This window comes from Mycobacterium colombiense, from assembly GCF_001953985.1.
Classification (GTDB): Bacteria; Actinomycetota; Actinomycetes; order Mycobacteriales; family Mycobacteriaceae; genus Mycobacterium; species Mycobacterium colombiense_B.
The window spans coordinates 61,391-81,776 of the sequence record NZ_MBEI01000062.1 but is presented as its reverse complement, the minus strand read 5'-3'; the positions used below and the strand labels follow the sequence as shown (position 1 = coordinate 81,776).

At 68.4% G+C, this 20,386-nt stretch carries 18 protein-coding genes; 7 read left to right on the top strand and 11 right to left on the bottom strand.

The window, feature by feature from the left end:
• Positions 1-30: 30 nt before the first annotated feature.
• From A5732_RS20600 to A5732_RS20585, 4 genes are all read right to left on the bottom strand, one after another.
• Positions 31-1,320 carry a pyridoxal phosphate-dependent aminotransferase gene (locus A5732_RS20600; protein WP_076103154.1) on the bottom strand — a complete coding sequence of 430 codons (1,290 nt, stop codon included), beginning with the start codon at positions 1,318-1,320 and terminating at the stop codon, positions 31-33.
• 32 nt (positions 1,321-1,352) lie between these two features.
• The gene (locus tag A5732_RS20595; RefSeq protein WP_076103153.1) at positions 1,353-4,352 is read right to left on the bottom strand and encodes a (Fe-S)-binding protein; all 3,000 of its coding nucleotides are present in this window, start codon (positions 4,350-4,352) and stop codon (positions 1,353-1,355) included.
• Between the two features lie 251 nt (positions 4,353-4,603).
• Complete coding sequence (locus tag A5732_RS20590; protein ID WP_076103152.1) at positions 4,604-6,289, bottom strand: Hsp70 family protein; 1,686 nt, start codon at positions 6,287-6,289, stop codon at positions 4,604-4,606.
• A gap of 133 nt (positions 6,290-6,422) precedes the next feature.
• Positions 6,423-6,959, bottom strand: coding sequence for a hypothetical protein (locus A5732_RS20585; protein WP_076103162.1), 537 nt, complete (start codon positions 6,957-6,959; stop codon positions 6,423-6,425).
• A gap of 78 nt (positions 6,960-7,037) precedes the next feature.
• Here A5732_RS20585 and A5732_RS20580 point away from each other — a divergent pair, with 78 nt between their 5' ends.
• Entirely contained in the window at positions 7,038-7,688 is a 651-nt protein-coding gene (locus A5732_RS20580; protein WP_076103151.1) for a DUF1345 domain-containing protein, read from the top strand.
• A gap of 9 nt (positions 7,689-7,697) precedes the next feature.
• Here A5732_RS20580 and A5732_RS20575 read toward each other — a convergent pair whose 3' ends face one another.
• Genes A5732_RS20575 through A5732_RS20565 form a run of 3 tightly spaced genes read right to left on the bottom strand, consistent with a single transcriptional unit; the run spans position 7,698 to position 10,197 of the window.
• Entirely contained in the window at positions 7,698-8,432 is a 735-nt protein-coding gene (locus tag A5732_RS20575) for a hypothetical protein (protein WP_076103150.1), read from the bottom strand.
• Entirely contained in the window at positions 8,432-8,992 is a 561-nt protein-coding gene (locus A5732_RS20570) for an LpqN/LpqT family lipoprotein (protein WP_076103149.1), read from the bottom strand. Before A5732_RS20570 ends, A5732_RS20575 begins: the two co-directional genes overlap by 1 nt.
• 11 nt (positions 8,993-9,003) lie before the next feature.
• Positions 9,004-10,197: a hypothetical protein gene (locus tag A5732_RS20565; RefSeq protein WP_076103148.1), complete on the bottom strand. Its 1,194-nt coding sequence runs from the start codon at positions 10,195-10,197 to the stop codon at positions 9,004-9,006.
• A gap of 161 nt (positions 10,198-10,358) precedes the next feature.
• Between A5732_RS20565 and A5732_RS20560 the strand changes: the two genes are divergently transcribed.
• Positions 10,359-10,880 carry a DUF488 domain-containing protein gene (locus A5732_RS20560; RefSeq protein ID WP_076051453.1) on the top strand — a complete coding sequence of 174 codons (522 nt, stop codon included), beginning with the start codon at positions 10,359-10,361 and terminating at the stop codon, positions 10,878-10,880.
• A gap of 12 nt (positions 10,881-10,892) precedes the next feature.
• Here A5732_RS20560 and A5732_RS20555 read toward each other — a convergent pair whose 3' ends face one another.
• The 3 genes from A5732_RS20555 to A5732_RS20545 form a co-directional block, all read right to left on the bottom strand.
• A complete protein-coding gene (locus A5732_RS20555) occupies positions 10,893-11,450 on the bottom strand; it encodes a hypothetical protein (protein ID WP_419538239.1) in 558 nt (185 codons plus the stop codon).
• A gap of 170 nt (positions 11,451-11,620) precedes the next feature.
• Positions 11,621-12,571 (bottom strand): amidohydrolase family protein, encoded by a 951-nt coding sequence (locus tag A5732_RS20550; protein WP_081396064.1) that lies wholly within the window; start codon positions 12,569-12,571, stop codon positions 11,621-11,623.
• 5 nt (positions 12,572-12,576) lie between these two features.
• On the bottom strand, positions 12,577-14,061 hold the full coding sequence (locus tag A5732_RS20545) for an aldehyde dehydrogenase family protein (protein ID WP_076051452.1): 1,485 nt from the start codon (positions 14,059-14,061) through the stop codon (positions 12,577-12,579).
• Between the two features lie 87 nt (positions 14,062-14,148).
• Between A5732_RS20545 and A5732_RS20540 the strand changes: the two genes are divergently transcribed.
• The 5 genes from A5732_RS20540 (at position 14,149) to A5732_RS20520 (ending at position 19,346) form a co-directional block, all read left to right on the top strand.
• Complete coding sequence (locus A5732_RS20540; RefSeq protein ID WP_076103147.1) at positions 14,149-15,090, top strand: LysR family transcriptional regulator; 942 nt, start codon at positions 14,149-14,151, stop codon at positions 15,088-15,090.
• A gap of 131 nt (positions 15,091-15,221) precedes the next feature.
• Entirely contained in the window at positions 15,222-17,084 is a 1,863-nt protein-coding gene (dnaK, locus tag A5732_RS20535; protein WP_076051428.1) for a molecular chaperone DnaK, read from the top strand.
• Positions 17,081-17,734 carry a nucleotide exchange factor GrpE gene (gene grpE, locus A5732_RS20530; protein WP_076103146.1) on the top strand — a complete coding sequence of 218 codons (654 nt, stop codon included), beginning with the start codon at positions 17,081-17,083 and terminating at the stop codon, positions 17,732-17,734. Before dnaK ends, grpE begins: the two co-directional genes overlap by 4 nt.
• Before the next feature lie 50 nt (positions 17,735-17,784).
• A complete protein-coding gene (dnaJ, locus tag A5732_RS20525) occupies positions 17,785-18,963 on the top strand; it encodes a molecular chaperone DnaJ (protein WP_076051426.1) in 1,179 nt (392 codons plus the stop codon).
• Entirely contained in the window at positions 18,963-19,346 is a 384-nt protein-coding gene (locus tag A5732_RS20520; protein ID WP_064954606.1) for a heat shock protein transcriptional repressor HspR, read from the top strand. The genes dnaJ and A5732_RS20520 overlap by 1 nt, the downstream gene beginning before the upstream one ends.
• A 136-nt stretch (positions 19,347-19,482) precedes the next feature.
• On the opposite strand, the gene A5732_RS20515 is transcribed toward A5732_RS20520, so the two are convergent.
• Positions 19,483-20,385, bottom strand: a complete 903-nt coding sequence (locus A5732_RS20515) for an aldose 1-epimerase (RefSeq protein WP_076103145.1) — start codon at positions 20,383-20,385, stop codon at positions 19,483-19,485.
• Position 20,386 lies beyond the last annotated feature (1 nt).

Genomic DNA, 20,386 nt, shown 5'->3' with positions numbered 1-20,386 from the left:
GCTCCACCGTAGAGGCGGCCCCGCGGGCGCCTACGGTCGATAGCCGACGAGGAAGTTACCCAGCCGCTCGATCGCGGCCGACAGATCGCGGGCCCACGGCAACGTCACGATGCGCAGGTGATCCGGTGCCGGCCAATTGAAGCCGGTGCCCTGGGTGACCAGGATCTTCTCCTGCAGCAGCAGGTCGAGGACGAGCTGTTCGTCGTCGTCGATGTCGTAGACCTCGGGGTCCAACCGGGGGAACGCGTACAGGGCACCGTCCGGCTTGACGCAGGACACCCCCGGGATCTCGTTGAGTTTGGTCCACGCGACGTCGCGCTGCTCGAGCAGCCGCCCGCCCGGCAGGACCAGGTCGTCGATGCTCTGGTAGCCGCCCAGGGCCACCTGGATCGCGTGCTGCGCCGGCACGTTGGGGCACAGCCGCATGTTGGCCAGCAGGTTGATGCCCTCGATGAAGCTGCCGGCGTGATCCTTGGGCCCGGTGATCGTCAGCCAGCCGGCCCGGTAGCCCGCCACCCGGTAGGCCTTCGACAGCCCATTGAAGGTCAGGCACAACATGTCGTGCGCCAGCGAGGCCACGTTGATGTGCTTGGCGTCGTCGTAAAGGATCTTGTCGTAGATCTCGTCGGCGAGCAGCAGCAGCTCGTGCTTGCGCGCGAGATCGACGAGCTGGGTGAGGACTTCGCTGGTGTAGACCGCGCCGGTCGGGTTGTTCGGGTTGATCACGACCAGCGCCTTGGTGCGGTCGGTGATCTTGGACTCCACGTCGGCGATATCCGGCTGCCAGCCCTGGGTCTCGTCGCACAGGTAATGCACGGGCGTGCCGCCGGCCAGCGAGGTCGACGCCGTCCACAGCGGGTAGTCCGGCGACGGGATCAGCACCTCGTCGCCGTTGTCGAGCAGCGCCTGCAGCGTCATGGTGATCAGCTCGGACACCCCGTTGCCCAGGTAGACGTCGTCGACGTCGAACCGGGGGAAGCCGTCGACCAGCTCGTAGCGGGTCACCACCGCGCGGCGGGCGGGCAGGATGCCCTGCGAGTCGGAGTAGCCCTGGGCGTACGGCAGGGCCTGGATCATGTCCCGCATGATCACGTCGGGCGCCTCGAAGCCGAACGGCGCCGGGTTGCCGATGTTGAGCTTGAGGATGCGGTGCCCCTCGGCCTCCAGCCGCGCGGCCTGCGCGTGCACCGGACCGCGAATCTCGTACAGGACGTCCTGAAGCTTCGACGACTGCGCGAAACTGCGTTGCGGCCGGTGATGAGGCGCGTGCAGATGCAGGTGATGGGTGGTCACACCACTAATGGTGCCATCACTGTCCACTGAAATTTGCTGTCAAGCGTGAAAGACGCAGGTCAGCGCTTGCCCGGGGGACGCGCCCCACGGGCAATGCCCAGGCCTTTGACGGGTGGCGGCGGCGGCGCTTCTTCGCCGTCGGACTGCTTTGCCGGCTCCGCTTTCGGCGCCGGCTCGGCTTCGGCCTTGGGAGCCTCAGTCGGCTCGGCCTCGGCCTTGGGGGCCTCGGCCTTCGGCGCCGCCTTCTTGGCACCCGGTCGCTTGGCGCCCGCAGCGATGCCCAGTCCCTTGACCGGCGCCGCGGGCGCCTTGGCCTCGGGCTTGGTCTCGGTCTCGGCGGCGGGGGCCGCTTCCGCGGTCGCCTCGGCCTTGGGGGCTTCGGCTTTCGGGGCAGCCGGTGCGGCCTTCTTGGCGCCGGGTCGCTTGGCGCCCGCCGCCAGACCCAGGCCCTTCACCGGTGCGGCGGGTGCCTTGGCTTCGCCGCCTGCCTCGGCCGGTGCATCGGCCTTGGCGGTCTCGGCCGCCGGTGCGGCCTTCTTCGCGCCGGGCCTCTTGGCGCCCCCGGCGATGCCCAGTCCCTTGACTGGGGCGGCCGCCTGAGCGGTGGCCTCGCCGGCCGGTTCGGCCGCCGCCTTCTTCGCGCCGGGCCTCTTGGCGCCGCCGGCGATGCCCAGCCCCTTGACCGGAGCCGCGGCGGCCTCGGCCTTCGGGGCGGCCTCGGGCTTGGCGGGTGCCTCCTCGGCCGGCGCCTCGGCGGGTGCGGTCGCCGTGGCGGTCGCTGCCTTGGGCGCCTCAGCCGCCCGCTTCTCGGCCTCCTTGGCGGCCGTGCCCTTCTCCGGCAGCGTCGCCTTGTCGTATTCGAGGGACGCGAGCAGGATCTGCGCGACGTCGAGCACCTCGACACCGCTGCGGCCGGCCTCTTCCTGCCGGTCGTTGACGCCGTCGGTGACCATCACCCGGCAGAACGGGCAGGCGGTCGCCACGGTCGCGGCCCCGGTGGCCAGCGCCTCGTCGACGCGCTCGTGGTTGATCCGCTTGCCGATGTGCTCTTCCATCCACATCCGCGCGCCGCCGGCGCCGCAGCAGAAGCTGCGCTCGGCGTGCCGCGGCATCTCGGTCAGGTTCGCCCCCGCGGCCCCGATCAGCTCGCGCGGCGCCTCGTAGACCTTGTTGTGCCGGCCCAGGTAGCAGGGGTCGTGATAGGTGATGTCCTGCGACACCGGGGTGACCGGCACCAGCTTGTTATCCCGGATAAGCCGGTTGAGCAGCTGGGTGTGGTGCAGCACCGAGTAGTTCGCGCCGAGCTGGCGGTACTCGCGGCCCAGGGTGTTGAAGCAGTGCGGGCAGGTGACGACGATCTTGCGGTCGACGGTCTCGGTGCCCTCGAACAGCCCGTCCAGGGTCTCGACGGCCTGGGCGGCCAGCTGCTGGAACAGGAACTCGTTGCCCGAGCGGCGGGCGGAGTCGCCGTTGCAGGACTCGCCGGTGCCGAGCACCAGGTATTTCACGCCGGCGATTGCCAGCAGCTCGGCGACGGCCTTGGTGGTCTTCTTGGCCTTGTCGTCGTAGGCGCCGGCGCAACCCACCCAGAACAGGTACTCGAACCCGTCGAAGCTGTCGACGTCCTCGCCGTAGACCGGCACGTCGAAGTCGACCTCGTCGATCCAGCTGGTGCGGTCCGACGCGTTCTGGCCCCACGGGTTGCCCTTGGTTTCCAGGTTCTTGAACAGCACCGACAGCTCGGAGGGGAACTCCGACTCCATCATCACCTGGTAGCGGCGCATGTCGATGATGTGATCGACGTGCTCGATGTCCACCGGGCACTGCTCCACGCAGGCGCCGCAGGACACGCAGGACCACAGCACGTCGGGGTCGATGACGCCGCCCTGTTCCTCGGTGCCGACCAGCGGCCGGTTGGCCTGCTCGGGGCCGGATCCCATGACGCGGCCGAAGCCGGACTCGGGAACGTGGTGGGCCTCGGCGTGCTTCTCCCCGGACAGTTCCTCGCCGACACCGCCTTCCGGCGTGCTCTCGAGGGGGCTTTCCTTATCGCCCAGGATGTAGGGCGCCTTGGCCATCCAGTGGTCGCGCAGGTCCATGATGACGAGCTTGGGCGACAGCGGCTTGCCGGTGTTCCACGCCGGGCACTGCGACTGGCAGCGCCCGCACTCGGTACAGGTGGCGAAGTCCAGCATGGCTTTCCAGCTGAAGTCCTCGATCTTGCCGCGACCGAATTCGGCGTCGTCCGGCGGGTTTTCGAAGTCGATTGGCTTGCCGTCGTACTCCAGCGGCAGCAGCGGACCGAGCCCGTTGGGCAGCCGCTTGAAGATGACGTTGATGGGCGCCGTGAAGATGTGCATGTGCTTGGAGTGCAGCACGATGATGAGGAACGCCAGCATGACCAAGATATGCAGCAGCAGCGCAGTCGTTTCGATGATCTCGTTGGCGGGCTGGCCCAGCGGTCGCAGGATGGCGCCGAACAGTTGCGACAGGAAGGCGCCGTTGCCGTAGGGCAGCGTGCCGTTGTTGACCGCGGCCCCGCGCACGAACACATAGGTGAAGACGACGTTGAAGATCATGAACAGCACCAGCCAGGCACCGCCGGTGTGCGAGCCGTAGAACCGTGACTCGCGTCCGATCTCCTTCGGGCTGCGCATCAACCGGATGATGGCGAAGGTGACGATGCCGAGGAAGACCGCGGTCGCGAAGAAGTCCTGCAGGAAGCCCAGCGCGTCCCAGCGGCCGATGATCGGGATGTGGAAGTTGTCCTGGAACAGCAGACCGTAGGCCTCGATGTAGACCGTCAGCAGGATGAAGAAGCCCCACATGGTGAAGAAGTGCGCCAGGCCGGGGATGGACCATTTCAACAGCTTGCGTTGGCCGAAGACCTCGGAGACCTCCGCCCAGACGCGTTTGCCCGGTTCGTCGGTGTGCCCCGGGGCCGGCCTCCCGGACGTGATCAGCTTGAACAGCCACAGGACACGCCGTGCGGCGAGTGCGGCCACGACCAGCGTCATGCCCATGCCCACGATCAGCCTGATGAGCATCTGCGTCGTCACAGAAGTTCTCCCCAATGCATAGATAATTCGGCTCGTGCTTATTTGCCTGCTTAAGCCCCGCTCATAGTTACATCTTCGCAGCTTTCCGCGCGAGAAAGGCTGCCCTAACTTGCCGTTCGCCGATGCCTCTGGCCTGCTGGTTAATACCCACTAACCCAATGTGACGCTTGTCGGAGTGATGAGCGCCACCAAAATTTCGTTAAATGACCCTTTAGCGGGGCCCTTTGCCGGCCTGGGGGTAATTCGACCTGTCAGCGCCCGAACGGGGGTTGAAAGATCGGTCGTGAGCGCGTGGTCGTCGGCGCCGCGGTGGTGGTTGCCTGCGTCGTCGTGGTGGGCGCGGCGGTGGTGGTCGTCGTGCTCGGCGGCGGCGCCGTCGTGGTCGTGGTCGACGGCGCCGGCGCGGGCGTCGTCGTGGTGGTGGCCGGCGCCTCGCTGGACGCTGGCGGCGGAGCGGGGACGACGGTGACGGTGGTGCTGTCGTTCGGCCCGGTGATGGTCACCGTCTGCGACGGTTGGCTGGGCGGCGACGTGGGCGGCGACGTGGGAGCGACCGGGGTGGACTTGGTGAGCAGCAGGTTGATCGCCAATATCAGGGCCACCAGCACCGCCGCGCCCGCTCCGGCCACGCTCAACACCAGCGCCGTGCGTTTGTACCAGGGCAGTTTCCCCTGGCCGGAGGCGTAGCGGCTGCCCGTCGCGTCGTCGAATTCCCTTGCCTCATTGGCGTACTCGCCCGTGGCGTCGCGGCCGGTGTAGGGCACCGGCTCGTCGTGGTCGGCGTCCTGCGACCAGGCCAGGGCGTCATCGACGTCGGTGGCCTGGGCCGCCCAGGCGGCCTGGGTCATGTCGAGCCCGGCGGTGCCGACCATCTCGGTCGGTGTCTCCACGGCGGCGGCCGCGGCGGTCGGGGCTGCCCCCGACGCGTAATGCGGGCCGAGCACCGCCGCGCCCAGGGCGGCGCTGAGGGCGGGCTGGGCGGTGCTGTGCACCGGCACCCCGAAGCGCTGCCCCAACCGCGCCTTGAGCAGGGGGATGTTCGCGCCACCGCCGGCGATCGCCACGGCGCTCAGCCTGGCGTTCGGAATTGCGTTGCGCCGCAACGACTGATCGACCGACGCGAGGAGACGGTCCAGCGGGGCGGAGATCAGTTGCTCGAATTCGGTGCGGGACAACTGGGCACCGTCGCCGGATGCCCCCGCGATGGTGCCCACCGCGGCCCTCGACAACTGTTCCTTGGCGCGGCGGCAGGCGCCGAGCAGGCGGGCCTGCGACCCCACCCGCGCGGTGCCGCCGAGCATGGCGGTGCTGACGTCGGAGGCCAGCAGGTGATCCAGGATGAGCTGATCGATCGCGTCGCCGGAGAAATCGGTGTACCGCGTGGCCTGCCCGACGGACGCAAAGCCGGCCTTGGCGTCCATCAAGGTGACGGTGGTGCCGCCGGCGCCGAAGTCGCACAGCGCAATAACGCCGTCGGCCGCGAATCCCGGCGTGCCGCGCAGCGCGGCGAGCGCGGCCGTGGCGTCGGACACCAGCATCGGCGCCACCCCGCCGCGTGCCAGGTCGGACTGGGCGAAGAACTCCTCGCGCAGCGCCGCGAATTGGTCGTCGGTCCAATAGGCGGGCACCGCGATGGTGATCGGTGTCCCGTAGCCGACCGCGCGGGCCATGGCCTCGATCGCCTCGACCGTCAGCGCCGCACCGAGGTACTTGGTGCCGTCGGCCGCCACCAGCGGCGCGCGGTCGCCGACGCGTTCGACGAAGCCCCGCAGCACCAGGCCGGGTTCGGTCAGGTTCGGATTCTCTTCTGGCAGGCCAACTTCCGTGGGCCGCTGTTCGAACAGGGTCAGTACGGAGCTGCGGGTTATCGGAGCGCTGCCCGCGCGGGCGGCAACCAGGTTGGCCACTCCGATCGATAGCCCGAGCGACTCGCTCATCTGCTACACCCCTGTGTCAGTCGTCCGTTGCCGTCGCACGCTGATCCTCACCGTAGCGACCGTGGATTGCAGCGAGTGTAGGGCTTCGCCGGCGGTGCGCGGTGGAACCGTGATCGGGTTCGACACCGACCCGCTACCGCAGGCCCGGCGGCACCGTGACCGGATTCGGCACCCCGGGAATGGTGATCACCGACGGCAGCTGCGGCACATGGTGGTGGTGCGTGGGCTGCTGCGTCTGTCCCCCGGTGGGCTGCTGCTGCGTCGGCTGCTGCACCGGCGGCTGTTCGGCGCTGCTGCTGGGCGAGGACGTGGTGGTCGTGGTGGTGGTCGGGGTCGTCGTCGTGGTTGTCGTCGTGCTGGTCGGCGTCGTCGTTTTGGGCGCGTGGGGAACGTTCTGTTGTCCGTTGATGAGCTCGATGATGCCGAAGACGATCAACGCGATCAGGATGAGGACAGAGACTAGCCAGGCGATCAGCATTTTGGGCTTGCGATACCAGGGTGTCGGCTCGGCTTCCTGGTCAAACGGGTCCACGTCGCTGGACTGCTCGAATCCCTCGGGCGGGGGACCGGCCGGCGGAATCTCGCCGGTCGGTGGCTGTTCGCTCACACCGAAGTCGCCATGCTGCGTCGGCTGGTTGTGGAAGTCGTCGCGTGGGCCATTGGATGCCACGGCACCGATGGTACTGACCACACCTGCCAATCTCCTGATGCCAACCCTGCTCGACGTGTTGGTGGTTAGGTCAAGGTCGTGGATTCCCTGGTGAAACTGTTGCGAGATACGGTCGCGGTCCGGATATCGGTCTGCGTGGCCGTCGGAGTCGCCGTCGCTGTCGTGGTGGGCAACACGGTCGGTTGGCGGTACGCGCTGGCCGGCTGGATCGTCACCGCCGGACTGTATGCGGCGTGGACGCACCTCAGCCTGCTCGGCATGGACGCCGCGCAGACGTGCCGATGGGCAACGCGGGAGGATCCGACCCGGTGGGTCGCCGACGCGGTCATCCTGTCGGCGAGCATGGCGAGCCTGGGCGGCGTCGGCTACGTGGTGGCCGCGGGTTCACGCTCGGGCCATGAAGCCTTGGCTGCCGCCGTCGTCGGCGTCCTGACCGTTGCAGCGTCCTGGGTGGCCGTGCACACGTTGTACTCGGTGCACTACGCGCGGCTCTATTACTCGGATGACCCGGGCGGCATCAACTTTCACGATCCCGAGCCGCCCCGCTTCCGGGATTTCGCCTATCTCGCCTTCACCGTCGGCATGACGTACCAGGTGTCGGACACCGAGATCGGCTTGGCGTCGATCAGGGCGACGGTCTTGCGCCATGCGCTGGTGTCCTACCTGCTGGGGGCGGTGGTCCTGGCGGTGACGATCAATCTGATCGCGGGGCTGGGCTCCAAGCTCTGATCGGGCAGGTCATTCGCCAGCCGTCGGGCTTCCTCGAAGAATCCCTTCGATCCGATCCAGCAGCTCGCTCGGGTCGTCGCGGGCGCCGTCTCTCCAGGCCGTGAGTGCGTTGACGAGGTTGACCGGCGGAACGCTCAGCCGCAGCCCGAGCATCACGGTCTTGGCGGTGTCACCGCCGGCGTCCACGGGGCGGTAGGCGATTGCGACTTGCAGCGAGCGACCACCCCGCGGCTGCGGGATGAGCTTGGGCTCGATCGACTCGACCAGCTCGCGCCGGATCTCGGTCAACTCGCTCTTTCGCTCGGGCAACCGCACGGTCAACGCCGTCCGGGTAATGCCGAGAAGGCAGCGACGCCACATGCGAACGATGCCGTACCCGGTCAGCGGGGTCACGGCCAAGATGAGGATGCCGAGGAAACGGAGCCACGCCGGATTGCCGGGCGCATACCCCGCCGCAAGAGAGGCGACCCCCAGCAGGGGGACCAGCACTAGCGCGATGTACGCGTTGCCCTCGTACCAGGGAATGTAGCGACAGATGATCTCGTCACCGTTTCGGCTGACCCCGGGGCGGAAGATCCGGCGCTGCCCCCCGATCAGGATGATGGCGCCGCTGACGGCGACGCCGAGAGGCAGATACCAGGTCGATCCGACCAGCACGTTGATGCCAGCCGCCAGGCACAGGAAGCCTCCGAAGGAGTAGCGCAGCACCCGGCCCCAACCGCCTTTCGTCCCGCCACCGGCCATCAGTGACCGTCCCGCTCCGCGATTACCGCTGTGCGGTGCTGGCCGGCGGGGGCGGGGACTGCCGCCGGACCCGGTCGGACCTCGAGCCAGTTCTGTGCCCTGTCCACCGGTGAATCGTGCAGCGCGGTCACCGTCAATTGCGCGATCAGCGTCTCCTGTTCGGCCGTGATGATCCTCGATCGTGACACGCTGTCGACGATCCCGAGTTCATGCGCGATCTGCATCGCGAGCATTCCCGCGATTCCGGCGCCTTCGGTGGCCGCGGTTAGTTCGCGGCGCAGTTCACGACAGCCCGGCGCCGTCTGCGATTGCTGCTCGACCAGCATGGCGAACGCTTCGGCGGGGTCCAGCGCGGCCTCGACCCGATGCATCGTCAACACCGCGTTGGCGCAGAACACGTCGATGCACGGATCGTTGCGACAGACCCATACACGGGCTCCGACCGCGGAGTCGAAGGGTTCCCAGCCCGGCGGTAACCCCACATCCAGCACATATCCGACGAACCGGTCGACCGGGGACACCGGGACGCCGGATTCCTGCACGAACTCATCGAATCGCATCGAACGTGCCCCTACCCGAAACCGAAGACCGATTCCACGCCGTGCACCGCGCTACCGACCGCGTCCGCGACCGGGTGCCAGGCCGCTTCGACGCCCTTGGATGCCAGGTAGCTGGCGACCGCTCCGGCGCCGGCGCCGACCACCAGGCCGACCGCGGTCCCGGCCCCCGGAACGACCGATCCGACCGCCGCACCAATCTCGGCACCCGCCCATAGCCCGGCGGCGACGCCCACGCCCTCCCGGGTGACGGCCTCCGGCACGGAGTTGCCGTCATGGATATCGGACATGACGGCGGGTACCGCGCTGGCGGCAGCGACCACCCCGCCGAGACGGGAGAATCCCGTGATCTCGACGCCACCGATCTTGGGATCCTCCAGCCACTTCAATAAGCCCGGATCGGCCTTTCCGGGACCCGTGCCGGGAGACTCGGCGATCAGGTTGGTCGCCGCCTGACGCACACCGTCAGCGGTACCTCCGGCCACCGCGCCCGCACCCGCGATCGCTACGTCCGCCGGCGTCGGGGTCAACTTGGGGCCCCCGCCGGGCGGCTCGCCCGCTGCCGGGCCGGGTCCCGTCGGGCCGGGTCCCGCCTGGGTGCCGACAGCGTCATATCCGTCCGCGTGCAGGGTGCCCATCGCGTCCTGAAACGACTTGGAGTATCCGTCGCGTGTCGCTTGCAGCCGGGTCAGCGCGGCTTTGGTGTCAGCAACGGCGTCGTCTTCGCATTCGGCGATAAACGCCTCGAGCGCATCGAAGTCGGCCTGGCTGAGGTCGTCGTCGTCTTCCATCTCGTCGGCTTCGCCGATCAGAGCGTCGAGGTTTTGCAGCTTTGCTTCCAGCGACGCGATCTGGCCGGAAGCGGCTTGCTGTGCCTCGGCCAACGTCGCGGCGATGTTCTCCAGGTCCGCACCGATCTTCGGGATCTGCAGCGACTGCGCCCCAAGGGTTTTCGTCACCCGCTGCACTTCATCGGAGCCGGTGATCGGATGATCGCCATTCTGGTGGTTCCAGGCGGCCTCCAAGCGGGTGCGGGCCCGCTCGAACGCGTCGTTGGCCTCCTTCGTGCATCGGCCGGCGCGCCGAAACGCCTCGGCCAGGTTCGAAATCTGCGACGGGCTGCCCGCCTGCAGGCTCGCATTGATCGCCCAGGGGTTGCCGCCGGCCACGCCAATCAGGGCCGGGACGTTGAGGTATTGCAGTTGCATCGAATCTTCAGCTGCTCGCCCGACTGCTGATCAACCCCGCTCGCATCGCCACCCCTCCCGAGCTCATGGGCAACATTATCGAAGCAGGCTCGGTAATCAATTCACCTCGCACTCTGGCCGGAACCTCCGCCGATCCCGGGCAAGCTGTCCCTATGGAGCGGGTGTTGCTGACCGTGGGCCACGGGGCGGTCGGCCGGGAGCGGCTGGCGGAGCTGCTTGCCGGAGCGGGAGTGGCGCTGGTGGTGGATGTGCGGCGATACCCGGCCAGTCGGACCAATCCGGACGTGCGCCGCGAGGCCCTGGAATGCTGGCTGCCGCAATCCGGCATCGACTATCGGTGGGAGCCGCGCCTCGGCGGGCGGCGGCATATCGCGGCGGGAGAACCGGAGCCGGACAGTTGGTGGACGGTGGCCGCGTTCCGGGCGTACGCCGCATACACCCGAACGCCGGAGTTCGACGCGGCGCTGGACGAGGTCCTGGCCGATGCGGCCCGGCGCACCACGGCGGTGATGTGCAGCGAGAGCGTCTGGTGGCGCTGCCACCGGCGGCTGATCGCCGACGTGACGGCGCTCGGGCGCGGGGTGCCCGTGCAACACCTCATGCCGGACGGCCGGCTCACTCCTCATCGCCCCGCGGAGGGTGCCCGCCGTCGCCCCGACGGCCACCTGGTCTGGGACGGCTGATCTTTCGAGCCTCTAGAACGTGTTGACCTTCTCGACGCTGACGAACATGCCGTGCTTGGTCTGGTCGTTGGTGAAGCGGGTGCCGTCGGCGTTGGCGATGATCGTCCAGCCCTGCGCCGCGTAGGTCTTGTAGTCGATGGTGACCGTCGGGATGGCCCCCAGGTTGCCCAGCACCCACTGCACCTTGCCGCCGGTGTTGATGCTGACGCCGTTGGCGTGCTCACCGTCCTGCAGCGGGGAGTTGGTGAACGGTGCCTCGCAGCCGACGGTGTCCTTGTTGATCTGGCAGCGCGTCACGCCGGACTTGGTTTCGATGAAGACGTAGCCGTTCTGGTCGGGCGGCAGCGGGATGGCGCCCGCCGGGTTGGTCGGGTTGCTCGGCGCGGCGGACGGGCCCGGGGCCGGCGCGGCGGTGGCCGACGGCGGTGTGGATCTGGGGGTGGGGAATGAGGGTTCGGTGGGTCCCGCTCCGGGCGAGGCCACCGGCCGGCCCCCGATGATCGAGCTGCAGCCGGAGACCAGCTCCGAGCCGCCCACCAGGGCTACGAGCAGCAGCGAACCACCGGCCAGGCTCCGCCGCGCCTTCTCCGAAAACCGCACCCGCCGCTCCCCAGACGATTCGATCAGCGGCACTCAGGTTACGCACCGCGAGGTGAAAGTCGCTGCCCTGGCGCGGCTATCGATACCGAGCCGATGACCCAGGTTTATCGCCGCGTGACCGAACCGTCGGACCAGAGCCGCTACAGCCCCAACAGCTTTTCGGCGTTGCGGTGGCTGATGGCGGCCCGCTCGTCGTCCGACAGGGGCAAGCCGTCGAGGAAGGCGCGGGCGTCGACCATCGACCCGAATGGGTAATCGGCGGAGAAGGCCACGCGTTCGATCCCCACCTGCGCCACCAGGTTCGCGTACGTCGCGTGGTCGTTGAAGTTGGCGAACGTGTAGTGAAAGTTCTCTCGCAGATAGGAACTCACGGCGAGCTGCAGACCGGTCAGTTCCGGTTTCAGGGTGGCGTCGAATCGGGGCAGCATGAACGACGTCGCCTCGCCCATGTGCCCGATGATCATCTGCAACGACGGGTGACGGTCGAAGACGCCGCCGAGAATCATGCGCAGCGCGTGGGTGGCGGTGTTGATGTGCCACCCCCAGCCCACAGTCGCCAGTGCGAACGTGACGGGCTCGGCGAAGCCGGCGTAGCTGGATTCGATGACGCCCGCCGGCGGGATGGTCGGATGCAGGTAGATCGGGGCCTGCAGCTCGGCCGCGCGGGCCAGGATGGGCTCGAAGAACGGGTCGTCCAGGTAGCGGCCTCGGCTGTGCCCGTTGATCACCGCGCCGGGAAAGCCGAGCCCGCGCACTGCCCGCTCGAGTTCCTCGGCCGCCTGGTCGGGGGCGCTGGTGGGCAGGGTGGCGAAGCCCGCTAACCGATTCGGGTACCGCCGCACCGCGGCGGCGAGCTGGTCGTTGCAGTCGCGGGCCAGCCGCACCGCCTCATCCGGATCCAGCTGTTCCACCCCGGGCGCGGCCAGCGACAGCACCGCCAGGTCCACCCCGGCCTCGTCCATCGCCGCGACGCGGCCGTCGCCGAGATCGCTGGCCGGTTCCACGATCCCGGGCCGCGACGCCAGCCAGGTGCCTGGGCCTTCCAGGAATTCGGTTGTGGCGTAATGCTCTTCGAGCGCTATGACACGCATCTGAGTTATCCTCCGAGGACCCTGGTGGCGGCGTTCCAGTACGGCAGCTTGTCGCGGTTGGCGGCCCAGCGGATGGTTTTGGTGTAGCCGTATTCGGCCAGCGTCTCCTGGGCGTGCTCGCGGCCGAACCCGCTGTGGCCGACGCCGCCGAATCCGCTGCCGATGGCCACCCGCGCGTAGTTGTTGACGAAGACGGCCCCGGCCCGGATCTGCCGGCTCACCCGCTGCGCCCGGTCGCCGTCGGCGGTGAACACAGCGGCGACCAGCCCGTACGGCGTGCCGTTGGCGATGCGCACCGCCTCGGCCTCGTCGCTGAACCGGATCAGGGCGACCACCGGGCCGAAGATCTCCTCCTGGGCCACCCGCATGCACGCAGTGACGCCGGTCAGCACGGTCGGTGCGACGTAGTAGCCGTCCGCGAGCCGGGGATCCTGCGGCAGCGGCGCCTGGGCGGCGATGCGGGCGCCTTCGGCCACGCCGATGTCGAGGTATTCCAGCACCTGCTTGCGTTGGGCCCGGGTGACCAGAGGACCCACGTCGGTAGCCGGGTCGGCGCCGTCGCCCACCCGCAGCCGGCGCACCGCGGCGCACAGCTTCTCCTCGAACTCCGCGTAGATGTTGTCCTGCACCAGGATTCGCGACGCCGCGGTGCACGCCTCACCCTGGTTGAAGAAGCCGCCGTCGATGGCGGCCAGCAGCGCCTCGCGCAGGTCGGCGTCGTCGAACACCAGCAGCGGGTTCTTTCCACCCAGCTCCATCAGCGCCGGCGTCAGGTTGCCGGCCGCGGTGCGCAGCACGGCCGAGCCGGTGCGCGGCGACCCGGTGAAGGAGATCTTGCCCACGAGTTGATGCTCGGCCAGCGCGGCGCCGACCTCACCCCCGCCCGGCACCGCGTGCACCACCGGATCGGGCAGCACCGACTGGATCAGGTCGACCAGTCGCAGCACCACCGAGGGCGTCTGCTCCGGCGGTTTGAGCACCACGGCGTTGCCGACGGCCAGTGCGGGCGCGACCTTTCCGGCGGTGTGGATCGGCGGCCAATTGAAGGGCACGATGCCGGCGATCACGCCGTAGGGCTCGAGCGTGGTGACGTCGAAAATCGGGCCGTAGTCGCGCGCCTGGCTCGGCAGCACCTCGACCATGCCGGCGAAGTATTCGAAGATCCCGATCGCGGCTTCGACGTCGAAGCCGCGCGCCTGGCTGATCGGCTTGCCCATCTCCCTCGACTCGAGGGCCGCGATCTCGTCGGCGTGCGCGCGAATGACGTCGGCGATCTGCCGCAGGTAGCGGCCGCGTTCGCGCGCCGGGCGTTGTTTCCAGGTCAGGTGCGCGGCGTGCGCGGCCCGTACGGCCTGGTCGACCTGCTCGCTACCGGCCCCTTGCACGACGGTGACGACCTGGCCGGTGGCGGGGTTTTCCACGACGAACCTGTCGTCGGCGGACGCCGACGACCAGCGCGTGCTGATCTCGGTGGGGGCGTGCTGATCCATGGGCATTGTCACGGTATGCCCGGCGTCCTGATCAGCACCAACGATATCTTCTGATGGTTGCCATCATCGCCGGTGATAATCGCGGGGGTGGAGCTTCGCCATCTCGAGTACTTTCTGGCCGTCGCGGACAGCCGAAGCTTCACGGCGGCGGCCAAGCGCCTGCACGTCGTGCAGTCCGGGGTGTCGGCCACCATCAAGGCGCTCGAACGCGAACTGGGCACCGACCTGTTCGTCCGGGGCGCGGCCGGCGTGGCACTGAGCCCTGCCGGCGAAGCGCTGCGACCCCACGCGCGGGCCACCCTCGACGCTGCTCGCGCGGCCAAGGACGCGGTCGGCGCCGCCCGGGGCACCGTGCGCGGCACCGTCACCGTCGGGACCCTGACGTCGGTCAGCGTCATCGACGTGCCGACCGTGCTCGCCGAGCTGCACGCCCGCCATCCCGAAGTCGTGGTTCACTTGCGCGCGGCCAGCGCCGGGTCGGCCGGTCTGGCCGCTCAGCTGCGCGACGGCGACCTCGACGTCGCCTTCCTGGTGTTCACCGGTCCGCCGCCGGCTGACCTGCACACCCGGCTCGTCGCCTCGGTGCCCCTGCTGCTGGTCGTTCCCGCCGAGCACGCACTGGCCCGGCGCAAGGCGGTTTCGCTGGCCGACCTGGCGGGCATGTCGTTCGTCGACGGGCCTCCGGGATACGGCAACCGCACCGTGGTCGACAACGCATTCGCGGCCGCGGGTGTCGAGCGGACCGTCGCGGTGGAGGTTGCCGACATCGGCACCGCGGCGACCTGCATCCGCAAGGGGCTGGGAATCGGTTTTCTGAGCTGGTTCATCCTCGAGGGCAGCGACAGCTCGGGCTTGGTCAGCGTCCCGATCACCGGTCCTGACCTGCAGTGGCGGCTCTACGTCGCGACCTCGGCGGCCCGGCAGGCCAGCGCGGCCACCCAGGTGCTGCTCGCGCTGATCGAGGAAGTCACCGGCGGGCCCTCGAATATTCAGCCACCCCGGGAACAAGGCGGGACCAACCGCCGTTAACATGATCGACAAGTTGAGCGAACCACACTCAATACTGGGTTGACAGCCCACCGGCCCCAGGGGCAGGCTTGAGCCTGGTTCACTCAGCATAGTGGCACCAAACAAGCTCTACACATTCAGGAGGAATCACTATGGCTCGTGCGGTCGGTATCGACCTCGGGACCACCAACTCCGTCGTCGCAGTCCTCGAGGGCGGTGACCCGGTCGTCGTCGCCAACTCCGAGGGTTCGCGGACCACGCCGTCCATCGTCGCGTTCGCGCGCAACGGGGAGGTGCTCGTCGGCCAGCCCGCCAAGAACCAGGCGGTCACCAACGTCGACCGCACCATCCGTTCGGTCAAGCGGCACATGGGCAGCGACTGGTCCATCGAGGTCGACGACAAGAAATACACCGCTCAGGAGATCAGCGCCCGTGTGCTGATGAAGCTGAAGCGCGACGCCGAGGCGTATCTGGGTGAGGACGTCACCGACGCGGTCGTCACCGTGCCGGCGTACTTCAACGACGCCCAGCGTCAGGCGACCAAGGAAGCCGGCCAGATCGCCGGCCTGAACGTGCTGCGCATCGTCAACGAGCCGACCGCGGCCGCGCTGGCCTACGGCCTGGACAAGGGCGAGAAGGAACAGACCATCCTGGTCTTCGACCTCGGTGGCGGTACGTTCGACGTGTCGCTGCTCGAGATCGGCGAGGGTGTGGTCGAGGTCCGCGCCACCAGCGGTGACAACCACCTCGGTGGCGACGACTGGGATGACCGCGTCGTCGAGTGGCTGGTCGACAAGTTCAAGGGCACCAGCGGAATTGACCTGACCAAGGACAAGATGGCGATGCAGCGGCTGCGTGAGGCCGCCGAGAAGGCCAAGATCGAGCTCTCGAGTTCGCAGAGCACCTCGATCAACCTGCCCTACATCACCGTCGACGCGGACAAGAACCCGCTGTTCCTCGACGAGCAGCTGACCCGCGCCGAATTCCAGCGCATCACACAGGATCTGCTGGACCGCACCCGCAAGCCCTTCCAGTCCGTGATCAAGGACGCCGGTATCTCGGTCTCCGAAATCGACCACGTGGTTTTGGTGGGTGGTTCCACCCGCATGCCCGCGGTTTCGGAGCTGGTCAAGGAAATGACCGGCGGCAAGGAGCCCAACAAGGGCGTCAACCCCGACGAGGTCGTGGCCGTTGGTGCCGCGTTGCAGGCGGGTGTCCTCAAGGGTGAGGTGAAAGACGTTCTGCTGCTGGATGTTACGCCGCTGAGCCTCGGTATCGAGACCAAGGGCGGTGTGATGACCAAGCTGATCGAGCGCAACACCACCATCCCCACCAAGCGGTCGGAGACCTTCACCACGGCCGACGACAATCAGCCGTCGGTGCAGATCCAGGTCTTCCAGGGTGAGCGCGAAATCGCTTCGCACAACAAGCTGCTCGGCTCCTTCGAGCTGACCGGCATCCCGCCGGCTCCGCGCGGCGTCCCGCAGATCGAGGTCACCTTCGACATCGACGCCAACGGCATCGTGCACGTCACGGCCAAGGACAAGGGCACCGGCAAGGAGAACACGATCAGAATCCAGGAGGGCTCCGGCCTGTCCAAGGAGGAGATCGACCGGATGATCAAGGACGCCGAGGCGCACGCCGAGGAGGACCGTCAGCGTCGCGAAGAGGCCGACGTCCGCAACCAGGCCGAATCGCTGGTCTACCAGACGGAGAAGTTCGTCAAGGATCAGCGCGAGGCCGAGGGCGGCTCGAAGGTCCCCGAGGACACGCTGTCCAAGGTGGACGCCGCGATCGCCGAGGCCAAGACGGCCCTGGGCGGCACCGACATCACCGCGATCAAGGCGGCGATGGAGAAGCTGGGCCAGGAGTCCCAGGCGCTCGGACAGGCGATCTACGAGGCCACCCAGGCCTCCGGCGAACAGGCCGGTGGCGCCGCGACCGGCGACGGGTCTGGCTCCGCTGACGACGTCGTGGACGCGGAGGTGGTCGACGATGACCGGGAGTCCAAGTGACGGAAAGCAACCCACAGGAACAGGTGACGGTCACCGACAAGCGGCGCATCGATCCTGAGACAGGTGAAGTACGGCAGGTCCCCCCTCCCGGCGATGCGCCGGGAGGGGCGCCGACCGGCGAGACGGCGGCCCAACCCGAGGGCAAAGTCGCCGAGCTCACCGCCGATCTGCAACGGGTGCAGGCCGACTTCGCCAACTACCGCAAGCGGGCGCTGCGCGACCAGCAGGCCGCGGCGGACCGGGCCAAGGCGGCCGTCGTCAACCAATTGCTGGGCGTGCTCGACGATCTCGACCGGGCACGCAAGCACGGCGATCTGGAATCCGGACCGCTGAAATCGGTGGCCGACAAGCTCGAAGGCGCGCTGACCGGCCTCGGCCTGTCGGCGTTCGGCGAGGAAGGCGAGGACTTCGACCCGGTGCTGCACGAAGCCGTTCAGCACGAAGGCGATGGCTCCCGACCGGTGATCGGCACTGTCATGCGGCAGGGCTACAAACTGGGTGACCAGGTGCTGCGCCACGCTCTGGTCGGCGTCGTCGACACGGTTGACGACGACGGCGACGCGGCGGCACCCGCCGGTGAGTCCGCCGCGGCGGCTGGGGAACCCGAGCCGGCCGAATCGGACGATAACGCCGGCACATCCGGTGACTAGACCACACAATCAGCACAACAGAAGAGAGAAAGGTGAGGGGGTGACGCGACATGGCCCAGCGTGAATGGGTCGAAAAGGACTTCTATAAGGAGCTGGGCGTCTCCTCTGACGCCAGTCCCGAAGAGATCAAACGCGCCTACCGCAAGTTGGCGCGCGATCTGCACCCGGACGCCAACCCCGACAACCCCGCCGCCGGTGAACGCTTCAAAGCGGTCTCCGAGGCGCACAACGTCTTGTCGGATCCGGCCAAGCGCAAGGAATACGACGAAACCCGAAGGCTGTTCGCCGGCGGTGGTTTTGGCGGGCGCCGGTTCGACAGCGGTGGGTTCGGGGGCTTCAACGTCGGCGGTGACGGCGCTGAGTTCAACCTCAACGATTTGTTCGATGCCGCCGGCCGAAGCGGCGGCACCAACATCGGTGACCTGTTCGGCGGCTTGTTCGGGCGCGGTTCGGGCGCCCGGCCCAGCCGGCCGCGCCGCGGCAACGACCTCGAGACCGAAACCCAGCTGGATTTCGTCGAGGCCGCAAAGGGCGTGGCGATGCCGCTGCGGCTGACCAGCCCGGCGCCGTGCACCAACTGCCATGGCAGTGGCGCGCGGCCGGGCACCAGCCCGAAGGTGTGTCCCACCTGTAACGGTTCCGGCGTGATCAACCGCAACCAGGGCGCGTTCGGCTTCTCCGAGCCGTGCACCGACTGTCGGGGCAGCGGCTCGATCATCGAGCACCCCTGCGACGAGTGCAAGGGCACCGGCGTCACCACCCGCACCCGCACCATCAACGTGCGGATCCCGCCGGGCGTCGAGGACGGGCAGCGCATCCGGCTGCCCGGCCAGGGCGAGGCGGGGTTGCGCGGTGCGCCCTCGGGTGACCTGTACGTGACGGTGCATGTGCGCCCGGACAAGGTGTTCGGACGCGACGGCGACGACCTCACGGTGACCGTTCCCGTCAGCTTCACCGAGTTGGCTTTGGGCTCAACCATTTCGGTGCCCACGCTGGACGGCAAGGTCGGTGTCCGGGTGCCCAAGGGCACCGCCGACGGCCGGATCCTGCGGGTGCGCGGGCGGGGTGTGCCCAAGCGCGGCGGCGGCAACGGTGACCTGCTGGTGACCGTAAAGGTCGCCGTGCCACCCAATTTGGAGGGCGCGGCCCAGGAGGCGCTGGAGGCGTACGCGGCCGCCGAGCGTTCCAGCGGCTTCGATCCCCGGGCGGGATGGGCGGGTAATCGCTGATGGCCAAGAACCGCAAAGAGGATGCCCGCACCTTTTTGATCTCGGTGGCCGCCGAGCTGGCCGGCATGCACGCCCAGACGCTGCGCACCTACGACCGCCTCGGCCTGGTCAGCCCGCGCCGGACTTCCGGTGGGGGACGGCGGTATTCGGAGCACGACGTCGACCTGCTGCGTGAGGTGCAACGCCTCTCGCAGGACGAGGGGGTCAACCTCGCCGGCATCAAGCGCATCATCGAGCTGACCAATCAGGTCGAGGCGCTGCAGTCCCGGGTCAAGGAGCTGACCGAGGAGCTGGCGCAGACCCGGGCCAGCCAGCGCCGCGATGTGGCGGTGGTGCCCAAGAGCACTGCGCTGGTGGTGTGGCAGCCGCGCCGGGGACGCTGATTCTCTTTCGTCCCAAGGGTTCCTGTCTTCGGAGGCATACAAAGTTCGCGAAAGCGCTAGCGCATGTGCTAGCGCTTTTCGCATTCACCTAGTGACCACCAGACAGCGACTGCAGTGACCCACGTGGTCACTGTGATCACACCCGGATCGAAAACTGCATAACCGCCGGCTCGCCCGGCCGCGCGCAGCGGTAGCCGCCCCGGCGCAGCGCGTCGGTCGGTGCGGTCATGGGCTCGAAGCACACGATGGCCTTCGCGGGGTTGTCGACCGGCGGCGCGAAGATCTGCGCCGCCGGATAGCCGTGTTCGAAGTGCACCTCGATGCGGCGCCCGCCGCCGGACACCGCGAATACCGAGCCCTCGGCCACCTGGTCGTAGGCATCGTCGAAAGCCTTGTCGCGCAACGCCTCTTCGCGCGCAGGCTGCGGCTCGGATTCGCCCGTCGGCAGCCCCTTGTCGTCGAGCCCCAGATGCCGCAACGGCGGTGTCTCGATGATCCAGTCGGCCCGCGGCGCGTCGGGCAGCTGCAGATAGGGATGGAACCCGAAGCACAGCGGCACCGACCGGTCGCGGGTCGCGGTGACCGTGGTCCGGACCGTCAGCGTCCGGTCGGCCAGTTCCGCCGTCACCGTCAGCACGTGCGGATACGGGAAGCTGGCCAGCAATCGGGGATCGGCCGCGAAATCCAGTTCGGCGGTCAGCCCGTTGGCGGTCTCGGCGGTCACCCGCCACGCGGGGTAGGCGGCCAGGACGCCGTGGAGGGGTAGCCCGTTGGGGTCGGCACGCACGCCGTTTTCTCCAGGCGTCAGGGTCACGGTGACGTCCTGCGCGGTATAGGTGTTCTCGCCCAATCGATTTGCCCACGGATACAGAATCGGGATGCCCATCGTCTTGCCGTCCGAGATGTAGGCGTCCAGCCCGCGGCGCTGGCCCAGCAGCTCGACACCGGCGTCGCGCAGCGACGTGCCGATCATCCCCGCCTCGGGAACAAACTGCGCGACCACCGGCGACGACGGATCGTGCAGGGTGACGACGTGCATG